The sequence below is a fragment of the Sphingomonas sp. SORGH_AS_0438 genome, from assembly GCF_031453475.1.
Taxonomy (GTDB): domain Bacteria; phylum Pseudomonadota; class Alphaproteobacteria; order Sphingomonadales; family Sphingomonadaceae; genus Sphingomonas.
Map to the genome: position 1 here is coordinate 682,738 of NZ_JAVIZS010000001.1, position 12,344 is coordinate 695,081.

At 68.9% G+C, this 12,344-nt stretch carries 13 protein-coding genes and 1 pseudogene; 4 read left to right on the forward strand and 10 right to left on the reverse strand.

Features of this window, described 5'->3' with window-relative positions:
• Positions 1-4 precede the first annotated feature (4 nt).
• From QE452_RS03265 to lysA, 3 genes are read left to right on the forward strand one after another with little or no spacing between them, the layout of a single operon-like run.
• Positions 5-526, forward strand: a complete 522-nt coding sequence (locus tag QE452_RS03265; RefSeq protein ID WP_309660389.1) for an SAM-dependent methyltransferase — start codon at positions 5-7, stop codon at positions 524-526.
• A complete protein-coding gene (locus QE452_RS03270; protein ID WP_125996306.1) occupies positions 523-780 on the forward strand; it encodes a hypothetical protein in 258 nt (85 codons plus the stop codon). Before QE452_RS03265 ends, QE452_RS03270 begins: the two co-directional genes overlap by 4 nt.
• Positions 781-805: 25 nt before the next feature.
• The gene (lysA, locus tag QE452_RS03275) at positions 806-2,101 is read left to right on the forward strand and encodes a diaminopimelate decarboxylase (RefSeq protein WP_309660390.1); all 1,296 of its coding nucleotides are present in this window, start codon (positions 806-808) and stop codon (positions 2,099-2,101) included.
• Between the two features lie 230 nt (positions 2,102-2,331).
• Here the strand turns inward: lysA and QE452_RS03280 are convergent, their stop codons facing one another.
• From QE452_RS03280 to QE452_RS03305, 6 genes and pseudogenes are all read right to left on the reverse strand, one after another.
• A complete protein-coding gene (locus QE452_RS03280; RefSeq protein ID WP_125996308.1) occupies positions 2,332-2,601 on the reverse strand; it encodes an HPr family phosphocarrier protein in 270 nt (89 codons plus the stop codon).
• On the reverse strand, positions 2,598-3,005 hold the full coding sequence (locus tag QE452_RS03285; protein ID WP_125996309.1) for a PTS sugar transporter subunit IIA: 408 nt from the start codon (positions 3,003-3,005) through the stop codon (positions 2,598-2,600). Before QE452_RS03285 ends, QE452_RS03280 begins: the two co-directional genes overlap by 4 nt.
• Positions 3,006-3,021: 16 nt before the next feature.
• Positions 3,022-3,933, reverse strand: a complete 912-nt coding sequence (gene rapZ / locus QE452_RS03290) for an RNase adapter RapZ (RefSeq protein WP_309660391.1) — start codon at positions 3,931-3,933, stop codon at positions 3,022-3,024.
• Complete coding sequence (locus tag QE452_RS03295; RefSeq protein WP_309660392.1) at positions 3,930-4,358, reverse strand: HPr kinase/phosphatase C-terminal domain-containing protein; 429 nt, start codon at positions 4,356-4,358, stop codon at positions 3,930-3,932. The genes rapZ and QE452_RS03295 overlap by 4 nt, the downstream gene beginning before the upstream one ends.
• A pseudogene (locus QE452_RS03300) lies at positions 4,358-5,939 on the reverse strand (HAMP domain-containing sensor histidine kinase). The gene QE452_RS03295 and the pseudogene QE452_RS03300 overlap by 1 nt, the downstream one beginning before the upstream one ends.
• Positions 5,908-6,612: a response regulator transcription factor gene (locus tag QE452_RS03305; RefSeq protein ID WP_125996313.1), complete on the reverse strand. Its 705-nt coding sequence runs from the start codon at positions 6,610-6,612 to the stop codon at positions 5,908-5,910. Before QE452_RS03305 ends, QE452_RS03300 begins: the two are co-directional and overlap by 32 nt.
• 92 nt (positions 6,613-6,704) lie before the next feature.
• Here QE452_RS03305 and QE452_RS03310 point away from each other — a divergent pair, with 92 nt between their 5' ends.
• On the forward strand, positions 6,705-7,463 hold the full coding sequence (locus QE452_RS03310) for an alpha/beta fold hydrolase (protein ID WP_309660394.1): 759 nt from the start codon (positions 6,705-6,707) through the stop codon (positions 7,461-7,463).
• Between the two features lie 137 nt (positions 7,464-7,600).
• On the opposite strand, the gene QE452_RS03315 is transcribed toward QE452_RS03310, so the two are convergent.
• The 4 genes from QE452_RS03315 to QE452_RS03330 form a co-directional block, all read right to left on the reverse strand.
• Positions 7,601-8,077, reverse strand: coding sequence for a hypothetical protein (locus QE452_RS03315; RefSeq protein ID WP_309660395.1), 477 nt, complete (start codon positions 8,075-8,077; stop codon positions 7,601-7,603).
• Between the two features lie 80 nt (positions 8,078-8,157).
• Positions 8,158-9,594: an AMP nucleosidase gene (locus tag QE452_RS03320; protein WP_125996316.1), complete on the reverse strand. Its 1,437-nt coding sequence runs from the start codon at positions 9,592-9,594 to the stop codon at positions 8,158-8,160.
• A gap of 54 nt (positions 9,595-9,648) precedes the next feature.
• A complete protein-coding gene (locus QE452_RS03325) occupies positions 9,649-11,697 on the reverse strand; it encodes an EAL domain-containing protein (RefSeq protein WP_309660396.1) in 2,049 nt (682 codons plus the stop codon).
• On the reverse strand, positions 11,694-12,230 hold the full coding sequence (locus tag QE452_RS03330) for a GAF domain-containing protein (protein ID WP_309660397.1): 537 nt from the start codon (positions 12,228-12,230) through the stop codon (positions 11,694-11,696). The genes QE452_RS03325 and QE452_RS03330 overlap by 4 nt, the downstream gene beginning before the upstream one ends.
• Positions 12,231-12,344: the final 114 nt, after the last annotated feature.

Genomic DNA, 12,344 nt, shown 5'->3' on the forward strand with positions numbered 1-12,344 from the left:
TGACATGCCCATCAGAGCACAGGCCGCCGCCCCGGACAGGCGTCCGCCAACCGGCGCGCAGCCCCGCGTCCCGGCGATGCCGGGAAGCCGGGCCGCCCATCACGACCCACGCTGGCCGACAATCTGCATCGCGCTGGACCGGCTGCGCGAGGCGCGCCGCCATGCGGTGCGCATCGTCGATACCGATTGCGCCTGCGGCGCGCTGCTGATCGCCGCGGTCCGACAGGCACGGGCCTGCGGCTTCACCGCCATCGAGGGCCGTGGCATCGACGGCTCGCCGGCGATGATCGGGCGTGCCTGGGCCGCCGCCCACCGTCTCCACGACCCGGCCATCGGCATCATCTTCGAGGTCGCGGACGTGATCGACGCCCTGGCGGACGAGGCCAACGCCCCGGCCGACATCATTCTATGGCACGGCACCCGTGCTGGCGATGATCGCCCGGGCACCCGCGCGAGCCTGGCGGCGGCCGGCGATACGGTCATCGGCGATCGTGGCGCTTCCGATCGACATGGGGCGGCCATATGACCGGCCGCGACCTGCAATGGCGGGCCGGCGGCTTCGCGCTGCTTGCCTCGTCCTGCGCCATGGCCCTGATGTTCGACGGATCGCCGGCGATCATCATCTTCTTTCCGCTGGCGCTGCTCGGCCTGCCCCTGATGATCCATGGGAAGCGCGTCGGTCAGTTGATCCGTGCGGAACGCCGCGGGCATCGCGAGACAGCCCATGCCGTCCATGCCGCACGCGTCCGACGCCGCCGGCACGGCGACCCCCGTTTTTGAAGACCGAGCGTCCAAGGTAGGTCCCATGAGCTTCTTCGACTATCGCGACGGCGTCCTTCATGCCGAGGGCGTCGCCCTGCCGGCGATCGCCGATGCGGTCGGCACGCCGGTCCACATCTATTCGGCTGGCGCGCTTCGGCACGCCGCCCATGCCTTCACTGCGGCGCTGGCCGATCTGCCGGCGGTGCGCTTCGCCTTCGCGGTCAAGGCCAATCCCAATATCGCGGTCCTGCGGCTGCTCGCCGGCTGTGGCTTCGGCGCGGACATCGTGTCGGGCGGCGAGCTGCGTCGCGCCCTGGATGCGGGCATCGCACCGGCGGACATCGTTTTCTCGGGCGTGGGGAAGACCGATCGCGAGCTGAGCGACGCGCTGGACGCCGGCATCGGCCAGTTCAACCTCGAACTGGAGGAGGAGGGGCGCGTGCTGGCGCAATTGGCGCAGGAGCGCGGCATGCGCGCGCCCGCCGTGTTGCGCGTCAATCCGGACGTCGACGGGGGAACGCATGCCAAGATCACGACCGGCCGCCGGGAAAGCAAGTTCGGCGTCGACATGGCCTGCGCGGCGGACATGTACGACCGGCTGGCGCGATGCGATGGGCTCGACCTGCGCGGGGTCGCCCTGCATATCGGCAGCCAGATCAGCGACCTGGCACCATTGGAGGCCGCCTATCGCCGGATCGGGGCACTGGTCCTCGAACTGCGCGCGCGCGGGCATGCGATCACCCGCGTCGACCTGGGCGGCGGCCTCGGGATCGCCTATCACCCCGACGATGCGATGCCGTCGCTGGCCGACTATGCCGCGATGGTCGCGCGCGTCACCCGCGACTGGCATGTCGGCCTCACCTTCGAACCCGGGCGGATCATCACTGGCCTTGCCGGTGTGCTGCTGACGCGCGTGACCTGGGTGAAGCCGGGGGCGACCCATCCCTTCGTCATCGTCGACGCGGCGATGAACGACCTTGCGCGGCCGGCGCTCTACGACGCCTATCACGGCTTCTCGGCCGTCACCCCCGATGGTGCGACCATGGTCGCCAACATCGCTGGTCCCATCTGCGAGACGGGCGACATATTCGGCGTGGACCGAACGATCGACCATGTCGAGCGCGGCGACCTGGCCATATTCCACGCGACCGGCGCCTATGGTGCGGCCATGGCATCGAACTACAATTGCCGTCCGTTCAGTCCGCAGGTGATGGTCGATGGCGAGGCGTTCGCGCTCATCGGGGATAGGCTGTTGCCGGCGGAGATATCGGCCGTGGGGGTCGCGACCCGTGGACCTAAATCCGGATCGGAATGGCGGATGCTGTCGGTGCCCGCCTGATCGCGGCATCGTGAGCGCTATAGCGGGGAGAAGTCTCGATCCGATTCGGTCCGGTCTCAACGTTGTCGCTGGAGCAGGATGACATCGGGTTCACCGCCGTCATTGCGAGCGGAGCGAAGCAATCCAGGGCGTCACACGCGCGGGCTGTGGATTGCGTCGCTGCGCTCGCCATGACGATCCCGAGTCGAAGGTCCTGTCACCGGGCGCTCAATGGCCCGCGCGACCGATCCTCAATCCTCGCCGAACTTGCCCTCGACCAGCGCGACCAGCGCCTCGACCGCCGCTTCGGCTCCATCGCCGTCCGCACTGATCGTGATCGAGTCGCCCTTGGCCGCACCCAGCATCATCAGGCCCATGATCGATGTGCCGGTGACGCTGGACGAGTCCTTCTCGACCTGCACCTCGCAGGGCTGGGTCGAGGCGAGGGTGACGAACTTGGCGGAGGCGCGGGCATGAAGGCCGCGGCGATTGGTGATGGCCACCGTCCGGCGGACCGTCATGCCGCCGCCTCGCCCAGCACCTCGGAGGCGACGGAGATATATTTGCGGCCGGCCTCGCGCGCGGCGGCGACCGCGTCCACGACCTTCATCGACTTGCGCGCCGACCCCAGGCGAATCAGCATGGGCAGGTTCATGCCCGCGATCACCTCGACCCGGCCACGCTCCATCAGGCTGATCGCCAGGTTGGACGGGGTGCCGCCGAACAGGTCGGTCAGCACGATCACGCCGCGACCGATATCCACCGACTGGATCGCCGCGGCGATATCGGCGCGCCGGCCCTCCATATCGTCTTCCGGGCCGATCGCGATCGTCGCGACGCGCTCCTGCGGGCCGACGACATGAATCATCGCGGTCACGAATTCATCGGCCAGATGCCCGTGCGTTACCAGAACCAAGCCGATCATAAAGCGGACATGTACCTCATGCGGGACTCGTCGGCAGTCCTTCCAATGGATCCTGCGGCCGGGTTCCCAAATCCCGATGTGTCACCGTGGGCGAAAAACCGCGGTCGTGCAAGAACCTCCCGATCCGTTCGGCGACATGCACGGATCGGTGTCTCCCTCCGGTACACCCGATCGCCACGGTGACATAGGATTTTCCCTCGGCCCGGTAGCGCGGCAGCAGCAGCGCGAGCAGGTCCTCGATCCGCGACACCGCCGGTTCGTAGCAGGGGTCGTCCGCGACATAGGCGGCGACATCGGCGTCCAGCCCGGTGCCCGGCTTCAGCGCGGGCACCCAGTGCGGATTGCGCAGGAACCGCATGTCGAACACCAGGTCGGCGTTGCGCGGCAGCCCGCGTGCGAAGCCGAAGGAGGTGACGGTCAGTACCGGCTCGGTCGCGGGCCCGGTGAAACCGGTGCGGATCTGCGCGGCCAATTCGCTGCTGTTAAGCGTGCTGGTGTCGATCAGCCGGCCGGCCGCCGCGCGCAGGGGCGCGAGCAGTTCGCGTTCCCGGGCGATGCCGTCGCCCGCCGGTCGGTCGAGCGCCAGCGGGTGGCGGTGGCGCGTCTCGGCATAGCGACGCTCCAGCTCCGCGCCGGTGCAGTCGAGGAACAGCAGTTCGACCTGGGCGCCGTGCTGCCGTTGCAGCCGCTCGACCCCCTCGACGACTCGCGTGGCATCGAAGTCGCGGGTGCGGGCGCCGATCCCGACCGCCAGCGGCTGGACGCGTCCGCCCGATCCGGTCGGCGGCGCGGGGGCTTCGAGCAGCCGGTCGAGCAGCACCAGGGGGAGATTGTCGACCACCTCCCAGCCCAGGTCTTCCAGCGTCTTGAGTACGGTCGACTTGCCGGCGCCGGACAGGCCGGTGACGAAGAGGATGTTGGCAGTCATGGCAGGATGGGCTGTTCCAGGGCGAGTTCGATCTTGATCGGCGTGGCGACGGGGAAGGGCGCGAGCGCCACCTCGCGAATCGCGACATCGAGGATGGCATGGGTTCGTGCGTCGGGCATCCGGGGCACCTCCTGATCGATACGGACGATCAACGCGACCGGAATATCCGTGATATAGGGCCGGGCGATGACACCGATCCCGCGCACCTCCATCCGGCCGGCGATGGTGGCGGGCGGGGTGGCGTGCACGGCGTCGCCGATCCGGGTCAGGACGGTATAGTCGTCGCTGACCAGGGTCGCGCCGCGATCGATCAGCCGCAGCGCCAGGTCCGACTTGCCGGAGCCCGACGGTCCGGTGATAAGCACCGCACGACCCCCGATCGCGACGCAGGTGGCATGGATGGTGGTCGAGTCGGCAGCCGCCATCACGCGTCCTCGGTCATCGGGGCGGCGGCGGGCAGGCGGACGACGAAGCGTGCGCCGGCTCGTCCATCGGCCCGGTTCTCCACCGTGATCTGGCCGCCATGACCGTCCACGATGGTACGGGCGATGGCGAGGCCCAGGCCGGAATGGCGGCCGAACGCCTCGCCCTCCGGCCGGATCGAGTGGAAACGGTGGAAGATCGTCTCGCGCTTGTCGGCGGGGACGCCCGGGCCTTCATCCTCCACGGCGACGATCCGCTCGCCGTCATCGGCATGGAGCAGGATGGTGACGACGCCGCCATCCGGCGAGAAAGAGAGGGCGTTGTCGATCAGATTCTCGAACACCCGCTCCAGCCGCGCGCCTTCGCCCGGCACCAGCATCGCCGCGCCCTCCTCGATCAGGTCGAGCCGGATGTCGCGCTCGATCCCGCGTTCCTCGCGTTGCGCGACCAGCGCGGCGAGCAGGGCGGCGAGATCGACCGGCTCGAACTGCGCGCGGCTGAGTTGCGCGTCGAGGCGGGAGGCGTCGGAGATGTCGGTGATCAGCCGGTCGAGCCGCATTACATCGTCGCGCACGATCGCGATCAGCTGCGCCTGGAGCGCCGGGTCGGAGACGCGCCCCAGCCCGTCGACGGCCGACCGCAGCGAGGCGAGCGGGTTCTTCAACTCATGGGTGACGTCGGCGGCGAAGCTTTCGGTCGCGTCGATCCGGGCACGCAGCGCCAGGCTCATGTCCGACAGCGCGCGCGCCAGCATCCCCAATTCGTCGCGGCGCGAGGGCAGGCGGGGCACCACCACCTCCCGCGCGCGTCCGCGCCGCACCCGCACCGCCGCCCGCGCGAGCCGCCGCAGCGGCCGCACGATGGTGCGCGCCAGGAAGAGCGACAGCAGCACCGAGAAGACCGTCACGCCGAGCAGCACGACGCCCAGCCGATAGCGCTCGATCCGCACCGTGCGGGTGATGCCGCGGGCATTGTTCGCGGTGATCACCACCCCCCCGCCGGGCAGCGGCGCGGCGGCGGTGATCACCGGCGTCCGGTCGGGCGCGCGCCAGACGGTGGCGGCGACGCGGCCGGCGCGCGCGGCGCGAACCTCTGGCCAGTCGGCCGGATCGGTACGATCGCGATAGAGGGGCGGCCGCTGCGCCGAGACGACCGTGTCGATCACCCCGTCCAGGAAGCGCGCCATCCGCTGGTCCCAGCCTTCGCGATCCGGGTCTTGCAAGGTGAAGTTGCGGATGCCGAGCGACCGGCTGTCGACCGTCACCCCCGCCGGTCCCAGCAGCCGCAGGCGCGCGCCGGTATCGCGCGCCAGTCGCTGGACCAGCGCCGTGCGCCCCTCCGCAGGGCTGGCGCCGATCGCCTCCGCCACCAGGCGCGCCTCGCGCGTCGCCTGTTCGATGGCGGCTGTCGACGATTCGGCTGCGATAGGAATCGAGATAGAAGAACCCGCCCGCCAGCAATGCCAGCGCCAGCAGATTGACCAGCAGGATACGCTGGGTCAGCGAGATCTGCCCGGACCAGCTCAGCGCCAGGTCGCGGGCGTCCTCGCCGTCATTCCTCGGAGAAGCGATAGCCGGCACCATAGAGCGTCTCGATGGCATCGAACTGCGGGTCTACCGCGCGGAACTTGCGACGGACGCGCTTGATATGGCTGTCGATGGTACGGTCGTCGACATAGATGTCGTCCTGATAGGCGGCGTCCATCAGCTGGTTGCGCGTCTTCACGATGCCGGGCCGCTGCGCCAGCGTTTCCAGGATCAGGAACTCGGTGACGGTCAGCGTCACCGGCTCACCGGCCCAGAGCGTGCGGTGGCGCGCCGGGTCCATGGTCAGCCGCCCGCGCTCCAGCACCGGGGCGGGCGCGGCCTCGCCCTCGCGCGGGGCATTGCTCGCCTCGGTCCGGCGAAGGATGGCGCGGATGCGGGCGATCAGCAGGCGCTGCGAGAAGGGCTTGGCGATATAATCGTCCGCGCCCATCGCCAGTCCCATCGCCTCGTCCAGCTCGTCGTCCTTGGAGGTGAGGAAGATCACGGGCGTCTGCCGCTGCGCGCGCAACCGGCGCAGCAGTTCCAGCCCGTCCATCTTCGGCATCTTCACGTCGAGCACGGCGAGGTCGGGCGGATTGTCGATCAGCGCCTTCAGCGCCGCCTCGCCATCGGTATAGACGCGGGTCAGGAACCCCTCGGCCTGGAGGGCGATCGACACCGAGGTCAGGATGTTGCGGTCGTCATCGACCAGCGCGATCGTGGCGGTCATGCGATCCGCGCTAGGCGGGGCCGAGGCCCTTGGCAACGAAAACCGCGCGATACCGGCTGGCAGGTCCATCGAAATGGCGTAGAGCCGGGCACATGACCGAACCGACCGCGACCCGTTTCCTGCCGAGCTTCGACAATCACTGCATCGCCTGGCGCGAACTGGGCACCGGTCGGCCGGTGGTGCTGATCCACGGCTATTTCTCCGACGCGCAGACCAACTGGATTCGCTACGGCCATGCCGAGCGGATCGCGGCGGCGGGGTTCCGCGTGATCATGCCGGACTTGCGCGCGCATGGCGAAAGCGACCGCCCGCACGAGGCGGCGGCCTATCCGCCCGACGCGCTGACCCGCGACGGCCATGCGCTGATCGAGCATCTGGGGCTGACCGACTATGACCTGGGCGGCTATTCGCTGGGCGCGCGGACCGTGTCGCGGATGATCGCGACGGGGGCTCGGCCGCGCCGCGCGATCTTCGCGGGCATGGGGCTGGAGGGGCTGACCGACACGCATCGCCGCGTCGATCATTTCCGCAACATCCTGACCCGCTTGGGTCAGCATGAGCGCGGCTCGCCCGAATGGCTGGCCGAGGCGTTCCTGAAGAGCACCAAGGGCGATGCCAAGGCGCTGCTCGGCATCCTCGACACCTTCACGGATACGCCGCTGGCGGCCTTGCGCGATTTCGACCTGCCGGCGCTGGTGGTGGCGGGCGTCGACGATCATGACAACGGCTCCGTACGCGATCTGGCGGCCATGCTGCCGCGGGGGCGCTATGTCGAGGTGCCGGGCAACCATATGAGTTCGGTGGTGAAGCCGGAACTGGGCGCGGCGATCGCGGAGTTCCTGGCGGAGTAGGACAGGTCGATATGCCTCGTCATGGCAAGCGGGGCGGAGCCATCCAGGGCGTCCTGATCCGGCGCTGGATGGCTTCGTTCCGCTCGCCATGACGGATAATTTGATCGCATGGCGCCAAAGGGTTCGAGATCGTTGAATCAGCCTTGGTCTGGCCCTTCCGTCTCGGGGTCCTTCGCCTCGGCATCGTCGCTGCCCGGCTGATCCTTCTCCGGCTCGGTCGTATCCGTCGGCTTGGCGGTGCTGCCACGCAACGACAGGAGCGCGGCGGCGGCGGCCAGTCCGCCCGCGATCGCCGCGGCGCCCCACGGCCCCCGGACCCGGTCGCCGAGACGATCCAGCGAATCGCGCAGCGCCCCGCCCCTGGTGGCGGGCGCGGGGGCGGCGGCGGCCGTACGGCTGCGCTTGGCACCGGCCTTGGCGGTGGTCCGCTTGCTGCTGCGCGGCTTGGGGGCGGGCTTCGCCTTGGGCTGGGTAGCCTCCGCTGCCGCATCCTCGGTCTTCGGCTTGGTCTTGCGCGGCGGCCGCGACTTGGCGCCGGCCTTGGCGGGCGTGGTGGCGCGGCGGCGGCGCGGGGTCTTGGGCGTGTCGCCGCCCGGCTTGTCCTTGTCGGCCATGGTCGCTGTTCCTGAAAGTGATACGGGGGCGAAACGCGGTCCGGCAGGCGCGGTTGCCCGCGCCCCGTTCCCGCAGACGATCAGCGGAAGGGCGGCTCGTTGAACGCGCGCAGCTTGCGCGAATGCAGCCGGTCGCCCTCCAGCCGCAATTGCTCGCAGGCCTGGATGCCGATCCGCATATGCTCGCTGATCGCCCGCTCGTAGAAGCGGTTGGCCTGGCCCGGCAGCTTCAGTTCGCCGTGCAGGGGCTTGTCCGACACGCAGAGCAATGTCCCATAGGGCACGCGGAAGCGATAGCCCTGCGCCGCGATCGTCGCCGATTCCATGTCGATGCCGACCGCGCGGCTGAGCGAGAAGCGCAGTGCCGATTGCGAATAGCGCAGCTCCCAGTTGCGATCGTCGGTGGTGACGATCGTGCCGGTGCGCAGGCGGCGCTTCAGTTCCTCGCCCGACTGGCCGGAGACGATCTCCGCCGCCTTGGCCATCGCCACCTGTACCTCGGCGATGGCGGGAACCGGGATTTCCGGCGGCAGGACGTCGTCCAGCACATGGTCGTCGCGCAGATAGGCATGGGCCAGCACATAGTCGCCGATCCGCTGCGACGGGCGCAGGCCGCCGCAATGGCCGATCATCAGCCAGGCCTCGGGCCGCATCACCGCCAGATGGTCGCAGATCGTCTTCGCATTGGACGGGCCGACGCCGATATTGACCAGGGTGATGCCGGTCTGGTCGTCCGCCATCAGGTGATAGGCGGGCATCTGGTGCCGCCGCCACGCGCTGTCGGTGACGATCGTGTCGACATCGTCGGGGCTGTGGATCATCACATTGCCGGCGCCGGACAGGGCGGTGAAGCGGCTGCCCTCGCCGAGCTGCGACGCGGCCCAGCGGACGAATTCGTCGACATAGCGGTGATAGTTGGTGAACAGCACGAAGCGCTGCACATGCTCGGCCGGCGTGCCCATATAATGCCGCAGCCGCGCCAGGCTGAAATCGGTGCGCAGGCCATCGAACAGCGCGAGCGGCTGCGTGCCGTCGACGGTCATCCACAGCCCGTCGGCGATCTCGTCGCCGATATGCGCCAGCTCGGTCGCCGGGAACCAGCGCGCCAGTTCCGACGCCGATACCTGGTCCAGGCTCATCGCATGGCCGGGGTCGAGCACATAGGGGAAGGGGATTTCCTGCCGACCCTGGACGGCGCTGACCTCGACGTCGAAATCCTCGATCAGCAGGGTCAGCTGTTCGGTCAGGTAATCGGCGAAGACGGCGGGCTTGGTCACGCTGATCCGATAGTCGCCGGGCGACACCAGCCGGCCGAAGGAGCGCGGCGGCGTCGGCCGCGAATCCTGGCCGCGAAACCGCAGGTGGATTTCGGGATAGGCGAAGCTGCCGTCGCGCCGGCTGTCGGGCGAGGGGATGGTGCCGTCGCGCAGATACGCGGTGAGTGCGCCTTGCAGCCGCTCCACCGACGCCGTGTAGAGCCGGTCGAGTTCGGAAACGATCTGGGAAGCCTTGGTCATGCCCCGGAGCTACGCCGGCCGCATGACGCTGACAAGACGGTGACCGGACGGGCTTCAGGACACCAGGGCGCGGCGGACGACGCGGGGGCCGAGCTGCATCAGCCCGTGCACCCTTGCCGGATCGGCGAGCCGATGCGACGGCCGGCCGATCAGATAACCCTGGATCGACGAACATCCCTCACGCGCGACGATGGCGAGCTGTGCCGGGCGCTCGATCCCTTCGGCGAGCACCGGCATCTCCAGGATCGTGCCCAGCGCGACCACCGATCGCAGGATCGCCACCGCCTGGTCGCTGCGTTCGATCTCCGCGACGAAGGACGAATCGAGCTTGATCCGGTCGAAGGGGAAGGACCGCAGCACGTCGAGCGAGGAATAGCCGACGCCGAAATCGTCCAGCGCGATGGCGATGCCCATCGCCTTCAGCGCAGCGAGCTGTTGCAGCGCATAACGGCGGTCGCGGATGATCGCGCTCTCGGTCAGCTCCAGCACCAGCCGTTCGGCGGGCAGGCCGCTATCGTCCAGGGCCGCGCGCACCGTGTCGATCAATTGCGGGTCCGCCAGGTGGAGCGGCGACAGATTGATCGACACCACATGCGGATCAACCCAGAGCGCGGCCTCGAAACAGGCCTGACGCAGCACCCAGACGCTGAGCGGCACGATGTCGCCATACTCCTCCGCCAGCGGGATGAAGGTGGCGGGCGAGATCGGCCCGTGCGACGGATGCGTCCAGCGGAGCAGCGCCTCATAGCCGATCACCTGGCCGGTATCGACCGCCGCCTGCACCTGGAAATGGAGGTGGAACGCCCCCGCCTGGACGGCGGCGCGCAGGTCGCTGGCCAGTTCCCGCCGGTCGCGCACGGCATCGTCCATCGCCGAATCGTAGAAACAGGGCTTTTCCGAATGGGCCGATTTGGCGCGGTACATGGCGAGGTCGGCGCGGGCGAGCAGCGTGTCCGCGTCCTGGCCGTCATGGATCGCCAGCGCGACGCCGATATTGGTGCCGACCGACGCGGTGAACCGCTCGAACTGGAAGGGCGGGACGAACACCGCCTGCAACCGGGTGAGGAATCCGGCGAGCTGGTCCGGCGTCTCATAGGAGATCAGCGCACCGAACTCGTCGCCGCCCAGCCGCGCGACGATCTCACCGGGCAGCAGCGTGCCGGTCAGGCGGGCGGCGAGGGCGGTCAGCAACTGGTCGCCCGCCTGATGGCCATAGGTATCGTTGACCGCCTTGAACCGCGACAGGTCGAGCATCACCACCGCCATGCAGGGGGCGCCGCCCTTCATCGCCAGGCGCCGCGCCAGTTCCTCGTTGAAGTTCATGCGGTTGGGAAGGTCGGTCAGACCGTCGTGCAGTGCCATGTGGCGCAGCCGGCGGAAGGATTCGTCCTGGCTATGCTCGTCGATCAGCGCGCTGACGGCGGCGCAGCCCAGCACCAGGAGGCCGGCGATGGCGGTGGTCATCCCCAATACGGTCAGCGTGGTCGGCGACAGGCCGCCGCCCAGGTCCAGCACCGCGATCGACATCGCCGCCATGCCGGTGAAATGGAGTACGGCGACCGACAAACCGAGAAATCCGCCCGCAATGGTTCGACGCCAGCGATGATGGCCGACCAGGGTGCCGAACGCCGTCGCGCCGAGCAGCATCGCCAACACCACGGATGCGACGACATAGCGCATGTCCCAGGTGACGATCCCGTCGACCCGATAGGCGGCCATGCCGATATAATGCATCCCCGCCACCGACGCGCCGACCATCGCGCCGCCGAGCATGGCCCAGGATCGCTTGCGGCCGATCAGCTTCAGCCCCGGTGCGGCGGTGACGATCGCCACCAGGAGGGAGAACAGGGTAAGCGGCGGATCGAGCACCACCGGTGCGCGTGTCCTGAACGCCATCATCGCGACGAAATGCGTGCACCAGACCATGGTGCCGGTGCCGGTCGCGGCCAGGAAAACCCAGCCGGCGTGACGCCGGCCGACGGCGGAGCGGACCCGCTCGACCAGTTCGATCACCGCCGCCGAGCCGACCAGGCAGACCAGCACCGCCATCGCCACCAGATAGAGATCGTGCTCCTGGAAGAGGCACAGGGCGACCCGCATCATGCCAGGCGGGCCTCGTTCCCGGACGCGCCGGTGCGGGCGGCGTCCTGCACCTCGTTCCACATATCGCCCCGCGTCTCCAGCGCCAGCATCGCCTGGCGGGTGAGCGCCAGCAGATAGGCTTTCTGATCGGCGGAGGCGGGCCGGCGGGGAACGGTGTCGAGCACACACAGCGCCCCGACATCGACGCCGCTCAGCAGCCGCAGCGGCGCGCCGATATAATAGCGGGCGAACGGCGCACCGATCACCGCCGGCAGGTTCGCGAAGCGCGGGTCGGCGCGGGCGTCGCAGACCTCCAGCACGTCCGGCCGGTCGAGCGCGAAACTGCAGAAGCCGGTGTCGCGCGGGATGCAGTCGATCGTCACGCCCCGCGCCGCCTTGAACCATTGCTGGTTGTCATGGATCAGCGACAACAGGGCGATCGGCGCATCGAACGCATCCACCGCGGCCTGGACGAAGCGGTCGAAGGTCAGCTCGGCCGGTGTGTCGAGCACATGCAGCCCGTGGACCGCCACGGTCCGCCGACGTTCACGCATCAAATTCCTGAACATCGACCGATCACCGCGAGCCTTGAAAGACCGGTCATAGCTGGCGGTGAAAGGTTAAGCTTCGGTCAAATCACGATTAATATATGATATGGGTCAACCGAT